14 protein-coding genes are annotated in these 19,694 nt (G+C 70.2%); 6 read left to right on the forward strand and 8 right to left on the reverse strand.

Translation table 11 applies throughout. The annotated features are described in order from the left end of the window. The first annotated feature begins 334 nt into the window (after positions 1 to 334). Positions 335 to 1,204 (forward strand): polyphosphate kinase 2, encoded by an 870-nt coding sequence (gene ppk2, locus E3N86_RS02460; protein ID WP_369827975.1) that lies wholly within the window; start codon positions 335 to 337, stop codon positions 1,202 to 1,204. Between the two features lie 41 nt (positions 1,205 to 1,245). On the opposite strand, the gene E3N86_RS02465 is transcribed toward ppk2, so the two are convergent. From E3N86_RS02465 to E3N86_RS02480, 4 genes are read right to left on the reverse strand one after another with little or no spacing between them, the layout of a single operon-like run. Next, the gene (locus E3N86_RS02465) at positions 1,246 to 2,796 is read right to left on the reverse strand and encodes a succinic semialdehyde dehydrogenase (RefSeq protein ID WP_104101039.1); all 1,551 of its coding nucleotides are present in this window, start codon (positions 2,794 to 2,796) and stop codon (positions 1,246 to 1,248) included. A 58-nt stretch (positions 2,797 to 2,854) separates the two neighbouring features. Next, positions 2,855 to 4,021, reverse strand: coding sequence for an Mrp/NBP35 family ATP-binding protein (locus E3N86_RS02470; protein ID WP_134511257.1), 1,167 nt, complete (start codon positions 4,019 to 4,021; stop codon positions 2,855 to 2,857). Then, positions 4,014 to 4,610, reverse strand: coding sequence for a DUF1003 domain-containing protein (locus E3N86_RS02475; protein ID WP_104101041.1), 597 nt, complete (start codon positions 4,608 to 4,610; stop codon positions 4,014 to 4,016). Before E3N86_RS02475 ends, E3N86_RS02470 begins: the two co-directional genes overlap by 8 nt. Further along, on the reverse strand, positions 4,597 to 5,928 hold the full coding sequence (locus tag E3N86_RS02480; RefSeq protein WP_134511258.1) for a magnesium transporter MgtE N-terminal domain-containing protein: 1,332 nt from the start codon (positions 5,926 to 5,928) through the stop codon (positions 4,597 to 4,599). Before E3N86_RS02480 ends, E3N86_RS02475 begins: the two co-directional genes overlap by 14 nt. A gap of 54 nt (positions 5,929 to 5,982) precedes the next feature. On the opposite strand from E3N86_RS02480, the gene E3N86_RS02485 reads away from it, so the two are divergent. Beyond that, positions 5,983 to 6,564 (forward strand): general stress protein, encoded by a 582-nt coding sequence (locus E3N86_RS02485; RefSeq protein WP_104101043.1) that lies wholly within the window; start codon positions 5,983 to 5,985, stop codon positions 6,562 to 6,564. 16 nt (positions 6,565 to 6,580) lie between these two features. Here E3N86_RS02485 and E3N86_RS02490 read toward each other — a convergent pair whose 3' ends face one another. After that, positions 6,581 to 8,137: an aminopeptidase P family protein gene (locus E3N86_RS02490; RefSeq protein WP_166784986.1), complete on the reverse strand. Its 1,557-nt coding sequence runs from the start codon at positions 8,135 to 8,137 to the stop codon at positions 6,581 to 6,583. Positions 8,138 to 8,597: 460 nt separating this feature from the next. Between E3N86_RS02490 and E3N86_RS02495 the strand changes: the two genes are divergently transcribed. After that, positions 8,598 to 9,467, forward strand: a complete 870-nt coding sequence (locus tag E3N86_RS02495) for a PHP domain-containing protein (protein ID WP_104101046.1) — start codon at positions 8,598 to 8,600, stop codon at positions 9,465 to 9,467. 137 nt (positions 9,468 to 9,604) lie between these two features. Here E3N86_RS02495 and E3N86_RS02500 read toward each other — a convergent pair whose 3' ends face one another. Then, a complete protein-coding gene (locus E3N86_RS02500; protein WP_134511259.1) occupies positions 9,605 to 11,182 on the reverse strand; it encodes a DEAD/DEAH box helicase in 1,578 nt (525 codons plus the stop codon). Between the two features lie 207 nt (positions 11,183 to 11,389). On the opposite strand from E3N86_RS02500, the gene E3N86_RS02505 reads away from it, so the two are divergent. Continuing rightward, positions 11,390 to 12,097: a ferritin-like fold-containing protein gene (locus E3N86_RS02505; RefSeq protein ID WP_241976719.1), complete on the forward strand. Its 708-nt coding sequence runs from the start codon at positions 11,390 to 11,392 to the stop codon at positions 12,095 to 12,097. Between the two features lie 25 nt (positions 12,098 to 12,122). On the opposite strand, the gene E3N86_RS02510 is transcribed toward E3N86_RS02505, so the two are convergent. Beyond that, on the reverse strand, positions 12,123 to 12,431 hold the full coding sequence (locus tag E3N86_RS02510; protein ID WP_134511260.1) for a hypothetical protein: 309 nt from the start codon (positions 12,429 to 12,431) through the stop codon (positions 12,123 to 12,125). A 6-nt stretch (positions 12,432 to 12,437) separates the two neighbouring features. Next, positions 12,438 to 12,662 (reverse strand): DUF3107 domain-containing protein, encoded by a 225-nt coding sequence (locus E3N86_RS02515; protein WP_104101050.1) that lies wholly within the window; start codon positions 12,660 to 12,662, stop codon positions 12,438 to 12,440. A 98-nt stretch (positions 12,663 to 12,760) separates the two neighbouring features. Here E3N86_RS02515 and E3N86_RS02520 point away from each other — a divergent pair, with 98 nt between their 5' ends. Both E3N86_RS02520 and E3N86_RS02525 read left to right on the forward strand, forming a co-directional pair. After that, on the forward strand, positions 12,761 to 16,075 hold the full coding sequence (locus E3N86_RS02520) for an ATP-dependent DNA helicase (RefSeq protein WP_134374686.1): 3,315 nt from the start codon (positions 12,761 to 12,763) through the stop codon (positions 16,073 to 16,075). Continuing rightward, a complete protein-coding gene (locus tag E3N86_RS02525) occupies positions 16,072 to 19,512 on the forward strand; it encodes an ATP-dependent DNA helicase (RefSeq protein WP_134511261.1) in 3,441 nt (1,146 codons plus the stop codon). Before E3N86_RS02520 ends, E3N86_RS02525 begins: the two co-directional genes overlap by 4 nt. Positions 19,513 to 19,694: the final 182 nt, after the last annotated feature.

Raw genomic sequence — 19,694 nt, forward strand, 5'->3', positions numbered from 1 at the left:
TCGGTCGTCGCCCAGCCGGGAAAAGGCGACGGCCTGTCCGACGGCGGGCGATAGATCGTCGGCGATGATTCTCGAGCAGGAGAAATGCGTGCCGGGGTCGAACAGGTGTATGTGCCACCCGAGGCTGAGGCCGAGGGCCGGGCGGTGAGCGGCGCAGTGCGCACCAGAATATGCAGGCCGGGCCATACGGGCGATGCGTGCACGCTACGCTGAACCCACGTATCTGAGGAGTGTGACCGTGTCGAAGCCGTCGAACACCCACGCGAAGCCCAAGCGGGTGCCGCTGCCCGTCTACTCCGCCGAGTTACGCAATCTGCAGACCGAGTTGGTCGCCATGCAGGAATGGGTCAAGGAGTCCGGGGCCCGCATCGTCGTGATCTTCGAGGGCCGGGACGCGGCCGGCAAGGGGTCCGCGATCAAGCGGGTCAGCGAGTTCCTCAATCCCCGCGTCGCCCGGATCGTCGCCCTGCCGGTGCCGACCGAGCGCGAGCGCGGCCAGTGGTACTTCCAGCGGTACATCGAACACCTGCCCTCCACGGGTGAGATCGTGCTGATGGACCGCTCCTGGTACAACCGCGCCGGCGTCGAACACGTGATGGGGTACTGCACCCCCGACGAGTACCGCCGGTTCCTGCACCAGGCGCCCCTCTTCGAACGGATGCTGGTCGAAGACGGCATTCTGCTCGTCAAGTACTGGTTCTCGGTGTCCGACACCGAGCAGGAGAGGCGGTTCCGGTCACGGCTGAACGACCCGATGCGCCGCTGGAAGCTGTCCGGGACCGACCTTTTCTCGATCACGAAGTGGGTCGATTATTCCCGCGCCAAAGACGAGATGTTCGTGCACACCGATCTGCCGGAGGCCCCATGGTGGGTCGTCGAGAGCGAGGACAAGCGGGCCGCGCGCCTCAACATGATCAGCCACCTGCTGTCGATCGTCCCCTACACGCATCGCGAGCCGCCCCAGGTGACCATTCCGACTCGCCCCGCCGGCTCGGAGTACGAGCGCCCGCCGCGCGAGCTGAACCGGCCAGTGCCGGACATCACGACCACGCTGGGAAAGCCCACGGCGAAGCCGAAGGGCAAGGCCAAGATCAAGAAGAACGCGAAGAAGGCGACCAAGGCGGAGGCGGCGAAGCTGGCGCCGGAGAAGGCGGCCCAGCAGGCGGCCCAGCAGGCGGCGGCGTCGGCCAAACTGTTCGTCTGAGCCGGGTTCGCGGAGCCGGGTCACGGCTCTGCTGCCCGGGGTCAGCGGCGGCGGATGCCCTTCAGCACGGCCGCCAGCAGCAGCATCGGCCCGGCCAGCCGCTCGAAGTCGTGGCCGGTGCGAGGCAGCTGCACGAGACCCGTCGGACGCGCGATGGTGACGGCGTCCACGAACCTGAGCAGTCCCTCCGGGCCGTTGCGTCGGCCGAGACCGGACTGCTTCAGGCCGCCCATCGGGGCCGCCACCGAGGAGAACGACCCGCGATAGCCCTCGTTGATGTTCACGCTGCCGGCCTCGAGGGCCCCGCCCACGCGCAGAGCCCGCCGCACGGAACCGGAGAACACCGACGCGTTCAGCCCGTAGTCGCTGTCGTTGGCGGCCAGGATGGCCTCCTGCTCCGAGTCGATCACGGTGACCGCGACCACAGGGCCGAACGTTTCGCCGGCGAAGCACTCCATCGCCGGGGTGACCCCGGTCAGCACGGTGGGTTCGTAGAAGAACGGTCCCAGGTCGGGGCGGGCACGGCCCCCGACCTCGACCGTGGCGCCGTGGGCGACCGCGTCGGCCACCTGCGCGCTCACCCGGTCCAGCTGGGCCTGCGAGGTGAGGGAACCGACGTCCGTCGTGTAGTCGTAGTCGGCGCCGAGCCGGAGCGACCGGGTGACGGCCACGAATTCGTGCAGGAACGCGTCGGCCACACCTCGCTGCACGAAGATGCGCTCAATCGACACGCAGAGCTGGCCCATCGCCGTGAAGCAGGCCGGGGCCGCGTCGGCGGCCGCGCGGGCCGGGTCGGCGTCGTCAAGCACGATCAGCGGGTTCTTGCCGCCCAGCTCGAGCGAGACGCCGGTGAGGTTGCCGGCCGCCTGCGCCGCCACCCGCTTGCCCGTCGCGGTCGACCCGGTGAAGCAGACGTAGTCGGCCTCCGCGGTGACCGCCCCGCCGATCTCCGCGCCGTCGCCGACGACCACGGCCCAGAGCTGCTCGGGCACGCCGGCGTCGATGAATGCCTGACGCAACGAGAGGATGCTCAGCGCACCCTGGTCGTCGGCCTTCTGCACCACGCCGCAGCCGGCGGCGAGGGCCGGCACGACATCCATGGCGGCGAGGCTGAGCGGGTAGTTCCACGGGGTGATCACGCCCGCGATGCCCTTGGGCCGGTAGCGCACAGTGGCCGTGATGACGAGCGGGATCGCGGAGTGGCGGCGCCCGCCGCGCAGCACGCGCGGCGCGGCGAGGGCATTGAAGCGGGTGACGCCAGCGGCCTGGAAGACCTCCTCGAAGGCCTGGCCGCGGGTCTTGCCGGTCTCCGCCTGCACGGTGTCCTGCAGCAGCCCGCGTCGCTCGAGGATCAGGTCGTGCGCGCGCAACAGGATCGCTCGGCGCCGTGCGAACCCGGCCCGCACCCAGGCCAGCTGGGCCAGGCGCGCCTGCGCGTAGGCCGCCTGCACGTCGGGCAGCCCGCTGACGGGCAGCTCGTGCAGCACCTCCCCGGTGAAGGGCGCGATCACGGTGACCGTGGCTCCCGTCGTGGAACGTATGGAGCGGGTGAGAGTCGTGATCCCGGCAGGGTCGAGGGGGGAGGCAGGCATGCCGAAAGTCTAGGTGGGGGCGGCGCGTGCGCTCCGCCGCGGCGCCGGTGCGGCGACGCTACTTTGGGGTGATGCCGAGGCTCAATCCGGAGAGGCCGCGCGCCCGGGTGGCGAGGCGGTCGGCAACCAAACGGATGGCCACGGCCGCGGGGTCGGTCGGGTCGCCGTGCACCACGGGCACCCCGGTGTCCCCGCCACTGCGGAGCGGCACGCTGAGGGGAACCTGGGCGAGCAACGGTACGGGGAGCCCGTGCCCGGCGCCGAGCCGGCGCGCGACCTCGGCGCCACCCCCGGAACCGAACAGCTCCAGCACCGTGCCGTCGGGCTGCACGATCCCGGCCATGTTCTCGATCACGCCGTAGATGGTCTGGCCGGTCTGCCGGGCCACGACACCGCTGCGTTCGGCGATGTCGGCGGCGGCCGGTTGCGGGGTGGTGACGACGATAACCTCGGCCTGGGGCAAAAGCTGCCCGACCGAGATGGCCACGTCGCCGGTGCCCGGCGGCAGGTCCAGCAGCAGGATGTCCAGGTCGCCGAAGTAAACGTCGGTGAGGAACTGGGTGATCGCGCGGTGCAGCATCGGCCCGCGCCAGGCAACCGCGACGGAGCCGTCCTCCACGAACATGCCGATCGAGATGACCTTCACGTCGAAGGCGATCGGCGGCAGGATCATCTCGCCGACCTGGGTCGGCTTGACCGCGGCGGACTTGCCCGTCTCGGGGGAAGGCGGGGTGACCAGGCCGAGGAGTCCGGGAATGGAGAACCCGTAGACATCCGCGTCGACGATGCCGACCCGCAGGCCGCGCTCGGCCAGGGCCACGGCCAAATTCGCGGTGATTGTGGACTTGCCGACCCCGCCCTTGCCGCTGGTGATGGCGTAGACCCGGGTGAGCGAGTCCGGGCCGAATTGGTTGCTGCGGGCTTCCTTGCCGCCGCGCAGCTTCTCCGTCATCGCTCGGCGCTGCTCGCGCGTCATCACGCTCACATCCACGGTCACGTTGCCGGGGCCGGCCACGGACTCCACGGCGCGCAACACATCGCGCTCGATCTGCCGGGCCGCCGGGCAGCCGGCGATGGTGAGACGGATCCCCACGAGGGCGCGGCCGTCGACGATCCGCACCCCGGCGACCATGTCGAGGTCGGTGATCGGCTTGCGGATCTCCGGGTCGATCACCCGGGCCAGGGCGGTGAGCACCTGGTCGGCGGAAAAGAGGGGCTCAGGCACTGGGCGATCGCTCCTCGCGGTCGCGGTCTCGCTCGCGGTCGCCCTTGCGGAGGCGTTTACGGGTCTGCTTGTCCGGGTCTTCGCGCTCTTCCAGGTTGTCGAGAAGGGCGCGCAGCTCGGAGCGGAGGAAATCGCGGGAGGCGAGGTCCTTCATGCCGAGGCGTAGCGCCACCACCTCCCGGGCGAGGTATTCGGTGTCGGCCAGGTTGCGTTCGGCGCGCTGCCGGTCCTGTTCGAACTGCACCCGGTCTCGGTCGTCCTGGCGGTTCTGCGCCAGCAGGATCATCGGGGCCGCGTAGGAGGCCTGCATCGACAAGACCAGGGTCAGTGCGATGAAGCCGAGCGACACGGAGTCGAAGCGCCACTGCACCGGTGCGAGCGTGTTCCAGGCGATCCAGCTGACGGCGAAGAACGTCAGCCCGAGCAGGAACCACGGCGTGCCCATGCCGCGGGCGATGGCCTCGGTGAACCGGCCGAAGCGGTCGCGGCTGGGGCGGTCGCGGCTACGCCGACGCTTGCGGCCGAGGGCGGGCGTGCGCACACCCTTGGGGGAGTCGAGGCGGAGATCCGCTCGGTTAGCTCGGGCCATTGCCGGTCCTCCGTCCGTGGTGCAGCGGGATGCTTCCCGTGGTCAGTTCGGTGCGGGCCTCGGCCCGGCGGCGCACGTCGTCGTTGCCATCGTGGCTGCGCCAGTCGTCGGGCAGCAGATAGTCGAGGACGTCGTCAATCGTCACCACCCCGACGAGTCGGTGGTTCTCGTCGACCACGGGCACGGAGACGAGGTCATAGCTGGCGAGGATGCGGGTGACCTCCGCGGCCGAGGTGTCGGCGGTGACGGGATCAAGACCCTGGTCGAGCAGTGTGCCGAGGCGTTCGTGGGGCGGGTAGCGCAGCATCCGTTGGAAATGCACCATGCCGAGGAAGCGGCCGGTGGGCGGCTCGTAGGGCGGGAGGGTGACGCAGATGGCCGCACCGAGGGCTGGCGCCAGGTCGTGGCGACGGATGAGCGCGAGCCCCTCCGCGACCGTGGCATCGGCCGAGACGATGATTGGTTCGGTCGTCATCAGGCCGCCGGCGGTGTCGGGGGCGTAAGTGAGCAGGAAGCGCACGTCGTCCGCTTCCTCCGGCTCCATCAGGTCGAGCAGCTGTTCGCCGAGCTCTTCCGGCAGCTGCGCGATCAGGTCGGCGGCGTCGTCGGGCTGCATGTGGTCGAGCACGTCGGCGGCGCGGGCGTCGCCGAGCCGGGTCAGGATGCTGACCTGCTCACTTTCCGGCATCTCCTCGAGGGCGTCGGCGAGACGGCCGTCCGGTAGCTCGCCGGCAACCTCGTGCATGCGCTCCGGCGGGAGGTCGAGCAGGGTATTCGCGAGGTCGGCGGGCTTGAGGTCGGAGTAGGTGGCGATGAGCTGCTCGGCCGACTGGGCCTGGCCCTCGGTGGTCTGCTCGCGCACCTCGGCCCAGTCCGTGAAGGTCGTGGCGCCCTTCGCGAAGAGGGACAGGCTGATCTTGGGGCGGCGCACGAAGAGCTGGCTGATCGCCCAACCGCCCTGGGGGAGCTCCTCGATCGAGACGTCTTCGATGGTCGCCTCACCGGAACCGTCGTTGAAGACCACCGTGCGCCCGAGCATCTCGGCAATGACGCGCACCTCTCCGCCGCGCTGCTCGAAGCGGCGCACGTTGATCAGACCGGTGGTGATGATCTGACCCGAACCGATGCTGGTGACGCGCCCGATGGACACGAAAACGCGGCGTTTGCCCGGGATCTCCACGATCAGGCCGACGACGAGGGGCGGGTCGTTTTTTCGGTAGACCACCAGCACGTCCCTGACCTTGCCCACACGGTCTCCCGCGGGGTCGAAAACGGTACACCCGGCCAAACGGGCAACGAAGACTCTGGTGGCAGACACAGATCAAATCTAGGCCACCTTCAGGGCAGATCGGTCCTGTGAAAGAATGGACTCATGAGCAATCAGAACCCCTTCGGCGGGCGCAGGGCCGCATTGTTCCCCGTTTTACCCAAGGGGGAGGTGCTCGCGACATACGCCACCTATGGCGAGGCTCAGGAAGCTGTGGACACTCTGGCGAAGTCCGACTTCCCGGTGAAGCAGGTCTCCATCCTCGGCAACGACCTCAAAACCGTCGAGCGGGTCACCGGCAAACTCACTTGGGGGCGCGTCGCTCTCGCCGGTGCGGCCTCCGGCGCCTGGCTGGGCGTGTTCTTCGGGCTGCTGTTCTTCATCTTCTCGCCGGATGGCGCGGGCCTGCCGTTCGTATTCGCCGCGGTGATGATCGGCGCCGGGTTCGGCATGCTGTTCGGGGTCGTCAGTGCCGCGCTCAATCGACGTCGCCGCGACTTCACATCGACCATGCAGGTGATTGCCAGTACCTATCAGGTGATCGTCGACGGCACCCTGGTCAATCGGGCCCGGAACCTACTCGCCGGGCTCGCTGAGGCCGAGCAGACGGTGCCGGCCCCGCCGCATCCGTCGGAGCCCCCTCGCGTCGAAGAGCCGCCCGCGGCTCCGCAGCATCCGCTGCCCTGACAGTCCGCGGTCAGGTTTAGGTGGTGAGGGCGGCGATCCAGGCCTCGACCTCCTCGACGGTGCGGGGGATGCCGGCCGACAGGTTCTCCGGGCCGTCCGCGGTGACCAGGATGTCGTCTTCGATCCGCACGCCGATGCCGCGGTACTCCGCAGGCACCGTCAGGTCGTCGGGCTGAAAGTAGAGGCCGGGTTCGATCGTGAACACCATTCCGGGCTCGATCACGCCGTCCATGTACATCTCGCGGCGCGCCTGCGCGCAGTCGTGCACGTCGAGGCCGAGGTGGTGGCTGGTGCCGTGCACCATATAGCGGCGGTGGTGGCCGTTGTCGGGCAGCAGGGCTTCCTCGGCGGTGACGGGCAGCATGCCCCATTCGGCCGTGCGGCGCGCGATGACCGCCATCGCCGCGGCGTGCACGTCGCGGAACACGGCGCCGGGACGCGCCATGGCGAACGCGGCATCCGCTGCCTCGCGCACGGCGTCGTAGACACGGCGCTGCACGTCGGTGAAGGTGCCGTTCACCGGGAGGGTGCGGGTGATGTCGGCGGTGTAGTAGCTGTCGACCTCGACGCCGGCGTCGATCAGGATCAGGTCGCCGGGCACGACGGCGCCATCGTTGCGGGTCCAGTGCAGGATGCAGGCGTGAGGGCCGGACGCGGCGATCGTGTCGTAGCCGACCGCGTTGCCGTCGGACCGGGCCCGGGTGTTGAACACGCCCTCAACGAGCCGTTCGCCGCGGTGGTGGGTGCTCGAGCGGGGCAGGTCCCGGATAATGTCCTCGAAGCCGCGGGCCGTGGCGGCGACGGCGAGGCGCATCTGGGCGATCTCGTAGGAGTCCTTGACCAGGCGCAGCTCCGACAGGCCGCGGGCGAACTGCTCGTCGGCGGCATGGTCGCCGTTGATCTCGAGGCTGAACGGCGAGTCGGAGGCGTCGGTCGTGAGCACCTTCTCCGCCGCGAATCGGAGGCGGGCTTCGTCGACCTCGGTGGTGAAGAGCGGGTCGGCCTCCCGCAGCACGAGGCTCTCGGTGTCGATCGTGTTCATGACCAGGGCAAGGTCGGCGATGCCGCGCACCGGCACGCCGAGGTCGGCGGCAACCTGGGCGACCCCGGGGCGTGGGCCGATCCAGAATTCGCCGATATCGGGGTTTGCGTAGAACTCGTCCGAGTCGCGGCCGGCCCGCTCTCGGAAGTAGAGGGTGGCGTCGTGACCGGTCGCTGTGGGTTCGAGCACCAACACGGCGCCGGGCTCGGCGTCGCTGCCCCAGCCGGTGAGGTGCGCAAAGGCCGAGTGCGCGCGGAACGCGTAGTCGGTGTCGTTGGAGCGTTGCTTGAGACGACCGGCGGGGATGATCAAACGCTGTCCGGGGTGCATTGCGGAAAGGAGTTCGCGGCGGGCGGCCGCGAAGCGCGCCTGCTCGCGGGCGAGCGGTAGCTCTTCGGTGCGCTCGGCCCAGTCGTTGGAGATGTACGCCTTGAACCCGGCCGAACCGGGGGTGGTGGAGCGGTTCTCGTTCGATCGGGGAGCAGGGGTGATCGCGGTTTCGCTGGAAGTGGCCATGGCCCATTGTCCCATTGAGCTAGGAGGTTGGGCGAGGGTGGCCACGATCGGGCGGTGATCGCTGCCTGCGCCGTCTTCCGCCTTGATCACGCGCAGGCCCTGCACCTGCCAGTTCGCGGTGGCCAACGCGTGGTCGATCGGCGAGCCGAGCAGGGCCGGCGCGAAAGTCGGCCAGGTGCCGACGGCGCCCGCACCGGTCGCCGGTCCGGCCTCGTCGCTGACCGTGTAGTCGCCCAGGTCGGAGCTGATCATTAGGGTCGTGGAGCGGGCCTTGGAGATCTGGTCGAAGGCGATGGTGTCTACCCACATCGGACGTCCGCCCTCGCGCATGGCTTCGGCGACGGCCTCACCGGTGGCCTCGGTGGTTTCCGGCAGGGTGACGATGTCGGCGTTCTGGCCGAGGGCGAGTCGGCGATGGCGGCGGCTGGGAACCCCGCGGGACGGTCCGGGTCCGTCGCACAACTAGCATGGGGGAATGCTTGGTGCTCGACGATTCCGCGGTCCGATCGACCTGCACACGCATTCGAGCGTGTCGGATGGCACGGAGACCCCGTCGCAGCTCGTGCGGGCCGCCGCCGCGGCCGGCCTGGGCACGGTCGCACTGACCGACCACGATTCGACCGCCGGCTGGGCCGAGGCCGGTGTTGCCGCCCGCACCGCCGGACTCACACTCATCCCCGGCATGGAATTCAGCACCCGGGTGGGCTTCTCCAGCGTGCACCTGCTCGCGTACCTGTTCGACCCCTCCAACGCCGGCATCGTGGCCGAAACCGCCCGGGTGCGGCAGGCCCGGCTGGTGCGCGCCGAGCAGATGGTGGAGCGCATCGGCGTCGACTACGCCCTGACCTGGGAAGACGTGCTCGCACAGACCACGCCGGATGCGACGGTCGGCCGCCCGCATATCGCCGACGCACTGGTGGCCCGCGGGTTCGCGCTCACGCGGAGCGAGGCCTTCGCGGGAATCCTGCACTGGGAGGCCGGCTACTACCAGCCCCACTACGCGCCGGACCCGCTGCGGGCCATCACCCTCGTGCGCGCGGCCGGTGGGGTGCCGGTCATCGCACACCCGGCGACGCGCGGGGCGGTCGACGTCATCCCTGAAGCGAAACTGGCCCGGTTGGCCGAGGCCGGCCTTTTCGGGCTCGAACTCGAGCACCGTGAGAACAGGCCCGAGGCGAAGGCCCACCTCTACGCGCTCGCCGAGAAGTACGGACTCTTCGTCACCGGGTCCAGCGACTACCACGGCGAGGGCAAGCCGAACCGCCTGGGCGAGAACACGACGACGCCCGAGGTGCTCGAGCGCATCATCGGACAGGGAACGGGCTCGCCGCCCGTCTACGGCTGACGCCGCCCACCCTAGGGAACCGGGCGCGCGGTCTACCATGCGCCGCGAGCCCTATCGTGAGCCACCGCGGAGTCAAACGAAAAGCGCCCCCGCCGAAGCGGAGGCGCTTACGGCCGAAACTGCCGTGCAGGGGGTGCCTAGCTGGGGGTGCCGGCCTGCGGGGCGTGGCGACGCGTGCGGCTTCGACGCCGCGGGGCGCTGTTGCCGTCGTGGTGCTCGGCGCCGCCGCCGTCGTGAGTGCCGGCGGCCGGGGTGATGACCGGGGCATCCGGGTTGGTGGTCGCGCTGACCCGGGTGCGCGAGCGCGGCGGGCGGCTGCCGGCCAGTTCGCCGGAGTGGCTCGCGCCCGAGCGTGCGGCGTCGGTGTGACCGGCGCCGGAGCGACCGGCGCCCGAGCGCGAGGAGTCGCCACCGGTGCGGCCCCCGCCGGAACGGCCGAAGTCAGAGCGGCCCGAGTCGGAGCGGCCGGCGCCGCCGGTGCGGCCTGCGCCACCCGTGCGTGCGGCCGAGGCGGCGGTCTCTCGGATGGGCGAGGCGCGGAGGCGACCCTTCGACCCGGCCGGGATGTTCAGGTCGGCGTAGAGGTGCGGCGACGACGAGTAGGTCTCCATCGGAACCGGCGTGCCGAAGTCGAGCGCGTTGTTGATCAGCGTCCACTTGTGCATGTCGTCCCAGTCGACGAACGTGACCGCAATGCCGGTCTTGCCCGCACGGCCGGTGCGTCCTACGCGATGCAGGTAGGCCTTCTCGTCCTCGGGGATGGTGTGGTTGATCACGTGAGTGACGTCGTCCACGTCGATGCCGCGTGCGGCGACATCCGTGGCGATCAGGATGTCCTTCTTGCCGGCCTTGAAGGAGGCCATGGCGCGTTCACGCTGTTCCTGGTTGAGGTCACCGTGCACGGCCGTGGCGTTGAAGCCGCGATCTTCGAGCTCCTCGACCAGTTTGGCGGCGGCGCGCTTGGTGCGGGTGAAGATCACGGTCTTGCCGCGGCCCTCGGCCATCAGGATGCGGCCGATCACCTCGTCCTTGTCCATGTTGTGTGCGCGGTAGACCAGGTGCTCGATGTTGGCCTGCATCAGGCCCTCGTCGGGGTCGGACGCACGGATGTGGATCGGGCGGTTCATGAACCGGCGCGCCAGAGCGACGATCGGGCCCGGCATCGTGGCCGAGAACAGCATCGTGTGGCGGGTGGACGGCGTCTGCGAGAACAGCTTCTCGATGTCGGCGAGGAAGCCGAGGTCGAGCATCTTGTCGGCCTCGTCGAGCACCATCTCGCTTACGTTGGCGAGGCTGAGCAGGCGCTGGCTGGCGAGGTCGAGGAGCCGGCCGGGGGTGCCGACGACGATCTGCGCGCCGGCCTTGAGCGCCTCAATCTGACCTTCGTACGCCTTGCCGCCGTAGATGGAGACAACCTTGGTGTTGCGGTTGCTGGAAGCCATCTCGAGGTCTTCGGAGACCTGCACGCACAGCTCGCGGGTCGGGACGACGACGAGTACCTGCACGCCGGGTGCGGGGTCGAGCCCGAGTCGCTGAATGATCGGAAGGCCGAAGCCGAGGGTCTTGCCGGTGCCGGTCTTGGCCTGGCCGATGATGTCCTGGCCGCTCAGGGCGAGGGGGATGGTCTGCACCTGGATGGGGAAGGGCTCGATGATGCCTTTATCAGCGAGAGCCTGAACCATGTCCTGGTCGATGTTGAGTTCGGAGAAAATCACGAATTATTGCCTGTCATTAGCTGGAAGCGGGATGCGCCCGTCTTTTGCTTCGGGCACCTGGCCATCGATCCATGCCGATAGCGTGGTCCCAGCCTATCGGGCGGCCCTGTGAAGTCTCTTATACCGGACCCGGACGCGCCGATTCGCCCAGCATGGGCCGGAACCCGCGGTGGCGGCACGACACTGTTCTAAGCTGGGCCTGTGATCATGTGGACCGATGGGCGCAAGAAGCGCGTGGAGGCACCCCGGCAACCGGCGCGGCGGGCACGTCAGTCGACCACGAAAATGGACATCGCCGGTTTCACACCGGAGTTGCTGCCCTACTTCGGCCAGGCGGCGTACTTCCAACTCGGCATGTTCGAGAACCTCGCCCTGGCCATCGCGATCGCTCCGGACCTCACCGCGAAGGAGGCGCTGAGCGTCGCCGCCGGCCGGGCCCTCGCCAAGCACCAGGGGCTCGTGGCCGAGATCCGCCGCCGCGGCGGTGAGCCGTCCGAGGTGATGGCCCCGTTCGCGCCCCACCTCGACGCGTTCCGCGAGCAGACGGCCGGCGCCGACTGGAACGAACTGCTGCTCAGCTGCTATCTCGCCGGGGGACTGCTCGACGACTTCTTCATCCGGCTGTCCGACGGGCTGCCCGGCGATGTGGGCCCGCGGGTGGCGCACCTGCTCGGCCAGGACGCCGGCACGGAGGTTCTCGTCACCCACCTGAAGGCCGCCATCGGCGCCGCCCCGGCGCTCGGGTCGCACCTGGCCCTGTGGGGACGACGCCTGGTCGGGGACACCCTGCTGGTCGCCCGCTCGGCTCTGCCGATGGAGGGCATCACCGCAGCGGAGTCCCGGATCGAACCCGTGTTCACTGAGCTCATCGCCGCGCACACGCGGCGCATGGACGGACTCGGCCTGACCGCCTGACCGCCGGCCGCACGGGGAGCCTTCGTCACGCGCGGGCCGGGTGCCCGTCGCGCATCAGGGTGTGCAGCATCCGCTCGTCGCCGGCGGTGCGCGTGCGCACCAGGGCCAGGTCGGCTGCGACGGATGCCAGTGCGGTCACCCCGAGGGTGACCCACCAGATCCAGCCACCGTCCAAGGGCTCGCCGAGCCAGCTCAGCGCCACCCAGACGACGGACGCGACCATGGTGCCGATCGCCGGGACGAGGACTGCACCGTGTGCGCGGCGCCCCGGAATGGCATACCGTGCGGCAATCCCCAGAACCGCACCGCCGAGGGCGATGAAGAGCAGTTCCACGGTTGGTCAGGCGACGAAGCCGACGCGGCGGGACTCCTCGGAGCCCAGCTCCACGTACGCGAGCCCGACGGTCGGAACGATGTAGACCTTGCCCTTGCTGTCGGAGAGCTTCAGGTACCCGGTCTGCCCGGCGAGGGCGGCAGCGACCGTTTCCTCGACCTCGTTCGCGGGCTGTGAGGTCTCGAAGCCAATCTCACGGGGAGAATTGAAGATGCCAATGCGGATATCCACCAGATGCGCCTTTCGTTGCCTAAGCGCCCAGATTACGACAGAACCGCGCACCGGGCCGACATCGTTCACTGTCGGCGCAACCCGTTACGTTTGAAAACGTGACAACCCTGGGACTCCCGCTCCGTACCGAGCAAGAAACGGTCGTTCTCGACGACTCGCAACGCGCCGTTCTTGCGCTGGTAGCGCAGCCTGCCCTGCCCGGTGGTCGACGCCACACCTCGGGAGTCAGCGCCTCCGTGATCGGCGCACCCGGCACCGGCAAGACCACCACGCTGGTCGAACTCGTCGCCGAGTGCGTGCGGGGCCACGGGTATTCGCCCAGCGAGGTGCTTGTGCTGGTGCCCACTCGCACGGGAGCGACGGCCCTGCGTGACCGGCTTGCGCTGCGCCTCGGCGTGCCCACCAACGGCCCGCTGGCCCGCACCGCGAACTCGGTCGCGTTCCAGATCGTGCGGGATGCCCTGGCCCGGGCGGGAGGCGCGGCTCCCACCCTGCTCACCGGCGGCGAACAAGACCAGATCATCGCGGAGCTGCTCGAGGGGCACCGGCAGGACCACGCCGAAGCGCAGCAGGCCGAAGCGCAGGGCGGGTCGCAGCACATCGAGTCACACCCTGAGTCGCGGCACGCCGCACCGGACTGGCCCGACAGCCTCGGCGCCGACGTGCGCAGCCTGCGCGGGTTCCGCACGCAGCTGCGCGACCTGATGATGCGCGCCGTCGAATACGGCGTCACCCCGGAGGCGCTCGCGGCTCTCGGCCGCAGCGAGCAGCGCCCGGAGTGGGTGGCCGCGGCCGAGTTCATCCGCGGCTACGACGACGTGAAAGACCAGTCCCGCCCCGGCCAGTACGACTCCACCGAACTGGCCCAGTTCGCCGCGGCCATCGTGGCCCGGGCCCCGGCCGGTTCCGCGGCGCTCGGCTCGCTCGGCAGCCTGCGCCTGATCCTGCTCGACGATGCGCAAGAACTTACCCAGGCCAACCTGACCCTCCTCGCCCAGTTCGCGGCGCGCGGCGTGGGCGTCATTGCGTTCGGCGACCCCGATATCAGCACCGGTTCCTTCCACGGCGCCCACCCGGATGCCCTCGGCCGGCTGGGCGCGTACCTGTCCGGCGCCGTGCTGCCGACCCTGGTTCTCAGCACGGTGTACCGGCACGACGCGGCCATCCGCGGGGTGGTGCGGGGTCTCACGCACCGGATCGGCGCGGCCTCGGCCGGCAGGCAACGGTTCGCCGTCAGCGTGGCTGACCCGGCCGCGCAGGCAGTCCAGCCCGAAGGGCAGGCGGACCAGGCCGAGCCTGCCGGGGAGCCGAACCCCGTGCAGACCATGCTCGCGGACAGCCCCGCCGACCAGCTCGCCGTGATCGCCCGCCGGCTGCGGGAGCGGCACGTGCTCGGCGGCATTCCGTGGGGTCAGATGGCGGTCGTCGTGCGCAGCGGCTCGCTCGTGCCCGCCCTGTCCAAGGGGCTCGCCGCGCTCGAGGTGCCCACCCAGGTGTCGTCGGCGCAGACCGCGCTCCGCGACGATTACGCCGTGCGGGCCTTCATCCTTGCGCTCGAAGTGACCCTGGGCCGCACACCCCTGGGGCCCGAGGAGGCGACCCTGCTGCTCCGCGGCCCGCTCGGCGGCCTCGACCCGATCACCCTGCGGCGCCTGCGTGCCGCGCTGCGCCAACAGGAACTCAGCAGTGACCGGAACCGCTCCGCCGACGAGCTCCTGGTGGAGGCCCTCGGCGACCCCGGCCTGTTCGCCGCCATCGACAACCGCACGGCCCGCCGGGCCGCCAGCTGCGGGGAGAGCCTTCGGGCGGCCGCCGTGGAATACGCTGCCGGCGCCACGATCGAGGAACTGCTCTGGGGTCTCTGGCAACGAAGCGGCCTCGCCCGGGAGTGGAAGGACCAGTCCACCGGCACGGGCATCGTCGCCGACGAGGCCAACCACAACCTCGACGCCGTGGTGGAGCTCTTCTCCGCCGCGCAGCGCTACGTGGAGCGCACCCCGGCCGCCCCGCCGGTTTTGTTCCTCGAACACCTTGTCGACACCGACGTGCCCGAAGACACCCTCGCCCCGCGCGCGCTGGGCGACGCGGTCATCGTGTCCACCCCGAGCGGCCTGATCGGCCGCGAATTCGACGTCGTCGTCATCGCCGGAGTGCAGGAGAACGTCTGGCCCGACCTGCGCATCCGTGGTTCGCTGCTCGGAGCCGACGACCTGGCCGCGCTCGCCGCCGGCCGGCGCCCGGAGGAGGCCGGCGCCCGCACCACCGTGCTGCACGACGAGCTGCGCATGTTCGCCCAGGCGACCAGCCGCGCCCGCAGCGAACTGCTGGTGACTGCCATCGACAACGAGGAAAACCAGCCGTCGGTCTTTTTACGGCTGCTGCCGAAGCCCGCACCGCGCACGGCTCCGGAGCCCGGCGACATCAGCCGCTACCCGCTCTCCCTGCGCGGCCTGGTGGGCCGGCTCCGCCGGGATCTGACCCGGGGCACTGCGGCCCACGGCGACGAGGCCGCGAGCCGGGCCACGGATGCCGCAGCGACCCTGGCCCGGCTGGCCCGGGAGAACGTGGTCGGTGCCGCCCCCGACCAGTGGTACGGCCTGAACGAGCCCAGCACCGTGCGCCCGCTCAACGACCCGGAGGCCGGCGATGCCCCGGTGCGCGTCTCGCCGTCGCGGATGGCGGCCTTCGAGACCTGCCCGCTGCACTGGGTGATCGGGCAGGTCGGCGGCGGCACGTCCAACACCGCCGCGAACCTCGGCACGATCATCCACAAGGTGATGGAGGACTCCACCACTCATAGCCCCGACGCGCTCTGGAAGGGCGTCGAGGCGCGCTGGGGTGAGCTTCAGTTCGACGCCGACTGGCAGTCCCGGGTGCAGAAAGTCGAGGCGCGCGCGCTGACCGACCGGCTCGCCTCCTACCTGCTCGACTTCGAACACGGCGGTGGCAGCCTGCTCAGCGCGGAGGGCACCTTCCAGCTCGACGTCGACGGCGCCGTGCTGTCCGGCACGGTCGACCGGGTCGAGCGGCTCGGCGACGGGCGGGCGGTCATCGTCGACCTGAAGACGGGCCGCGGCGACCCGATCAGCGACGCCGGGGTGGCCCTGCATCCGCAGCTCGGCGCCTACCAGCTCGCGTTCAGCGAGGGTGCCATCGAGGGCATCCCCGCCGGAATGCCGCTCGCCGGCGCTCGCCTCCTGATCGTGTCCAGCGGCACGGTCAAGCAGAATTACCGCAATCCCACCCAGTCCACCTTCACCCCTGAGGAGCTTGCGGCCTTCCGCAGTCGGGTCGGTTGGGACGCCGCCGGCATGGGCGGCGCCACCTTCCTCGCCGAAATCAGTTCCCACTGCCTCGACCCGCGCTCGCACGGGTCCTGCCGAATCCACGTCATCAAGCAGGTCAGCTCATGAACCAGTCCGTCACCCCGCCGCCCATCTCGGCCCGCCAGATCGCTGCGACGCTGGGCATGTTCCCCCCCACGGATGAACAGCAGGCCGTGATCGAGGCGCCGTTGACGCCCACCCTCGTGGTGGCTGGGGCCGGCAGCGGCAAGACCGAGACCATGGCCAACCGGGTGCTCTGGCTGCTCGCCAACGGGCACGCCCGGCCCGACCAGATCCTCGGCCTCACCTTCACCCGCAAGGCCGCCGGCGAACTGTCCGAGCGCATCCGCGACCGCATCGACCAGCTCGACGCGCAGGGGCTGCTGCCGAAGCCGCCGGCGCCCGCGGCGGGGGTGGTCACGATCGATTCCTCCGACCTGTTCAACATGCCCACGGTGTCGACGTACAACTCGTTCGCCAGCCGCCTGTTCACCGACAACGCCCTGCTCCTCGGGCGCGAACCCGAGTCGGTGCTTCTCAGCGAGACCAGCGCCTGGCTGCTGGCCCGCCGAGTGGTGATCGAGCACGGCGACAGCCGGCTCGTACCCTTCGGCAAGAAGCTCGACGCGGTGACGGATGCCGTGCTCGCCTTCAGCCGTTCCCTCGCCGAGAACCCCCCGCCCGTTGTTCCAGGCGTTCCGGCCGCGCCGCACGACTTGACCGGCCTCTCCGCCGGCTTCGGCTATCTGCGAGACCTGCCCTACGGCAACCCGCGCAAAAAGATCCCGTATGCCTCGGTCGCCGAGTCACTCGCGGCGGTGGAGCCGCTGCCGGTTCTGTTCGAGCTCGCCGAACGCTTCGCAGTGGAGAAGCGCCGGCTCGGGCTGATCGAGTTCTCCGACCAGGTGGCTCTCGCCCTGCAGGTCTGCCAGAAGACCCTGCAGGTCGTCGCTCGCTACCGCGACCAGTACCGGGTGGTGCTGCTCGACGAATACCAGGACACCTCGGTGCTGCAGACCGAGCTGCTGCACACCCTCTTCAGCCGGCATCCGGTGATGGCCGTCGGTGACCCGCACCAGTCCATTTACGGCTGGCGCGGGGCCAGCTCGGCGAACCTGCTGGGTTTCTCGCAGAGCTTCGCCGGACTCTCCAACCGCCAGTCGCCGTCGATGAGCCTCTCCGTCACCTGGCGCAACCCGGTCACGGTGCTCGACACCGCGAACGCGCTGGTGGCGCCGCTGAGCGAGGCGCTCCGGGCCCGGCCCGACGGCATCCAGGTCGACACCCTCGCGGTGCCGACCGGTAAGGCGAACGGGCGGGTCGAGGCGTCGATGCTGGAGACCATCGCCGACGAGGCCCGGGTCGTGGCGGACTGGTTCGCCACGCGCCTCACCAGCGGCACTGACAAGTCCGGCGCGATGCTCTTCCGGGCCCGGCGCGAGATGGAGTTCTTCGCCGAGGTGCTGCGGGAGCAAGGCGTCCGCGCCCACGTGCTCGGCCTCGGCGGCCTGCTCTCCACCCCGGAGGTCACCGACGTCATCTGCGTGCTGCGGGTCGTGCACGATCCCGCCGCCGGCAGCGAACTGGTGCGACTGCTCGCCAGCGGTCGCTACCGGGTCGGCCCCCGCGACCTGCAGCACCTCGCGGCCGTGGCGCGCTGGCTGGCGGCACACGACTGGGCCCAGCAGGCGGTGACACAGGAACTCAAAGACAAGATGCGGGCATCCGTCGCCGTCGACGAGGGCGCGTCGCTCGTCGACGCCCTCGACTTCGTGGCTGCCGCCCCCGAGACCCACGGGCAGCTCGCGGGCTTCAGCGACACCGGCCGGGCCCGGGTGCGGGCCGCCGGCCGCCAGCTGGCCTGGCTGCGCGCGCGGGCCGGCCTGCCGCTGCTGGACTTCGTGCGGCTGATCGAGCAGGAGCTCCTGCTCGACGTGGAACTTGTCGCCAACGAGGCCAACGGCCTGGGCCTCGCGAACCTCTACGCTTTCCACGACACGGTCTCCGCCTTCCTTGCCAGCGACGAGGTCGGCAGCCTCGCCGGTTTCCTGCGCTGGCTGGGCAGGGCCGCCGCCTTCGACGACCTGGGCCCGCGGATCGAGCCGGGCGAGAGCGGCACCGTGCAACTGCTCACCATCCACGGGGCCAAGGGGCTCGAGTGGGACTATGTGGCCATCCCCAACCTGACCGAGAAGAGCCTGCCGGCTCAGACCCGGGACGGGGCCGGCTGGCTGAAGTTCGGCGAGCTGCCCTACCCGTTCCGCGGCGACCGGGCCGAGCTGCCCGAGCTCGCCTGGCAGGAGCATGAGACCCAGCTGTCGTTCGACACAGAATTTCAAGCTTACAAAGAGCAGCTCGCCGCCCGCCACGACGACGAGGAGCGGCGCCTGATCTATGTGGCCACGACCCGCGCCCAGGAGGAGCTGCTGCTCACCGGATCGTACTGGGGCGGCGGCAGCACCGTGCGCGCCCCCAGTCGGTACCTCGAAGAGCTCGCCGAGGCCGGGCTGATCGCCGCGCTGCCGGAGGGCAGCGAGCACGACGAGAAACCCGACACCGGGGAGGGCGTCGACGAGCACTGGCCCTTCGACCCGCTCGGCACGCGGCGGCCCCTCGTCGAGGCCGCGGCCGCCCGGGTGCGCGCCGAAGCGCAGAGCGAACGCGACACACGGTGGTCCCACGCGGTCACCCTGCTGCTCGAGGAACGGATGCTGCGCCTCGCCGGCGCGGGCGCCGTCCCGCTGCCCACGCGCATTCCGGCTTCCCGGTTCAAGGACTACATCGACGACCCGGTGGGGGTGGCCGCCGCCCTGCGCCGCCCCATGCCCGAGCGACCGTACCGGGCCACCCGGCTGGGCACCCTGTTCCACTCCTGGGTGGAACAGCGCGCCGGCGGGGCGTCGGGCGGCGACCTGATCGACGCGGACGAGAGCGAACTGGACCTCGGTGACCAGGGCAGCGACGACCTCGACCTCGACCTCGACCTCGACCAGAACCAGCCGCTGGAGCAGGCCCAGCTCGAACGGCTGCAGCGCACCTTCGAGCACTCGCCGTGGGCGTCGGTGCAGCCCGAAGAGGTCGAGATCGAGATCCACCACGTGCTGGCCGGGCAGGTCTTCGTGTGCAAGCTCGACGCGGTCTACCGCACCGAGACGGGCTACCAGGTCGTCGACTGGAAGACCGGCCGGGCGCCTTCGAGCGCCGCGGACCTCGAGCTCAAGCAGACCCAGCTGGCCCTGTACCGGCTCGCCTATGCGCGCTGGAAGGGCATCGACCCGGAGATCGTCGACGCGGTGTTCTACTTCGTCGCGGACGACACGATCGTCGCCCCGGACCGGCTCTACTCCGAGGAGGACCTGGTGCGGGCCTGGTCGTCCGTTCGATTGAAGGCGGTATCGCCCACGGTGTCGAGCGCGCCGGTGGTGGCATCGTCGGCCGATGACGATGACGACGAGCCTGGACCCGAACCGGAGCCGGCCTCGTCGTCGTCCTCGAACTCGCCGCCGAACTCCGACAGGTTGTAGGCGTCGGTGTGCATGGAACCACCCAGGTCGCGGCGGGGGATGCCGCGCGGTGTGGACTTGAGCATGCTCTCCACCCCGGCAACATCGAGGATCGGGCCGGTGGCCGGTGACAACGGATGCGACGTAGCCTGGTGCACGTTGTCCACCAGACCGTCGAGCATGGCCACGGCGTCGTCTACGAT

It is taken from the genome of Cryobacterium sp. Hz7, from assembly GCF_004402815.1.
In the GTDB taxonomy this organism is placed as follows: Bacteria; Actinomycetota; Actinomycetes; order Actinomycetales; family Microbacteriaceae; genus Cryobacterium; species Cryobacterium sandaracinum.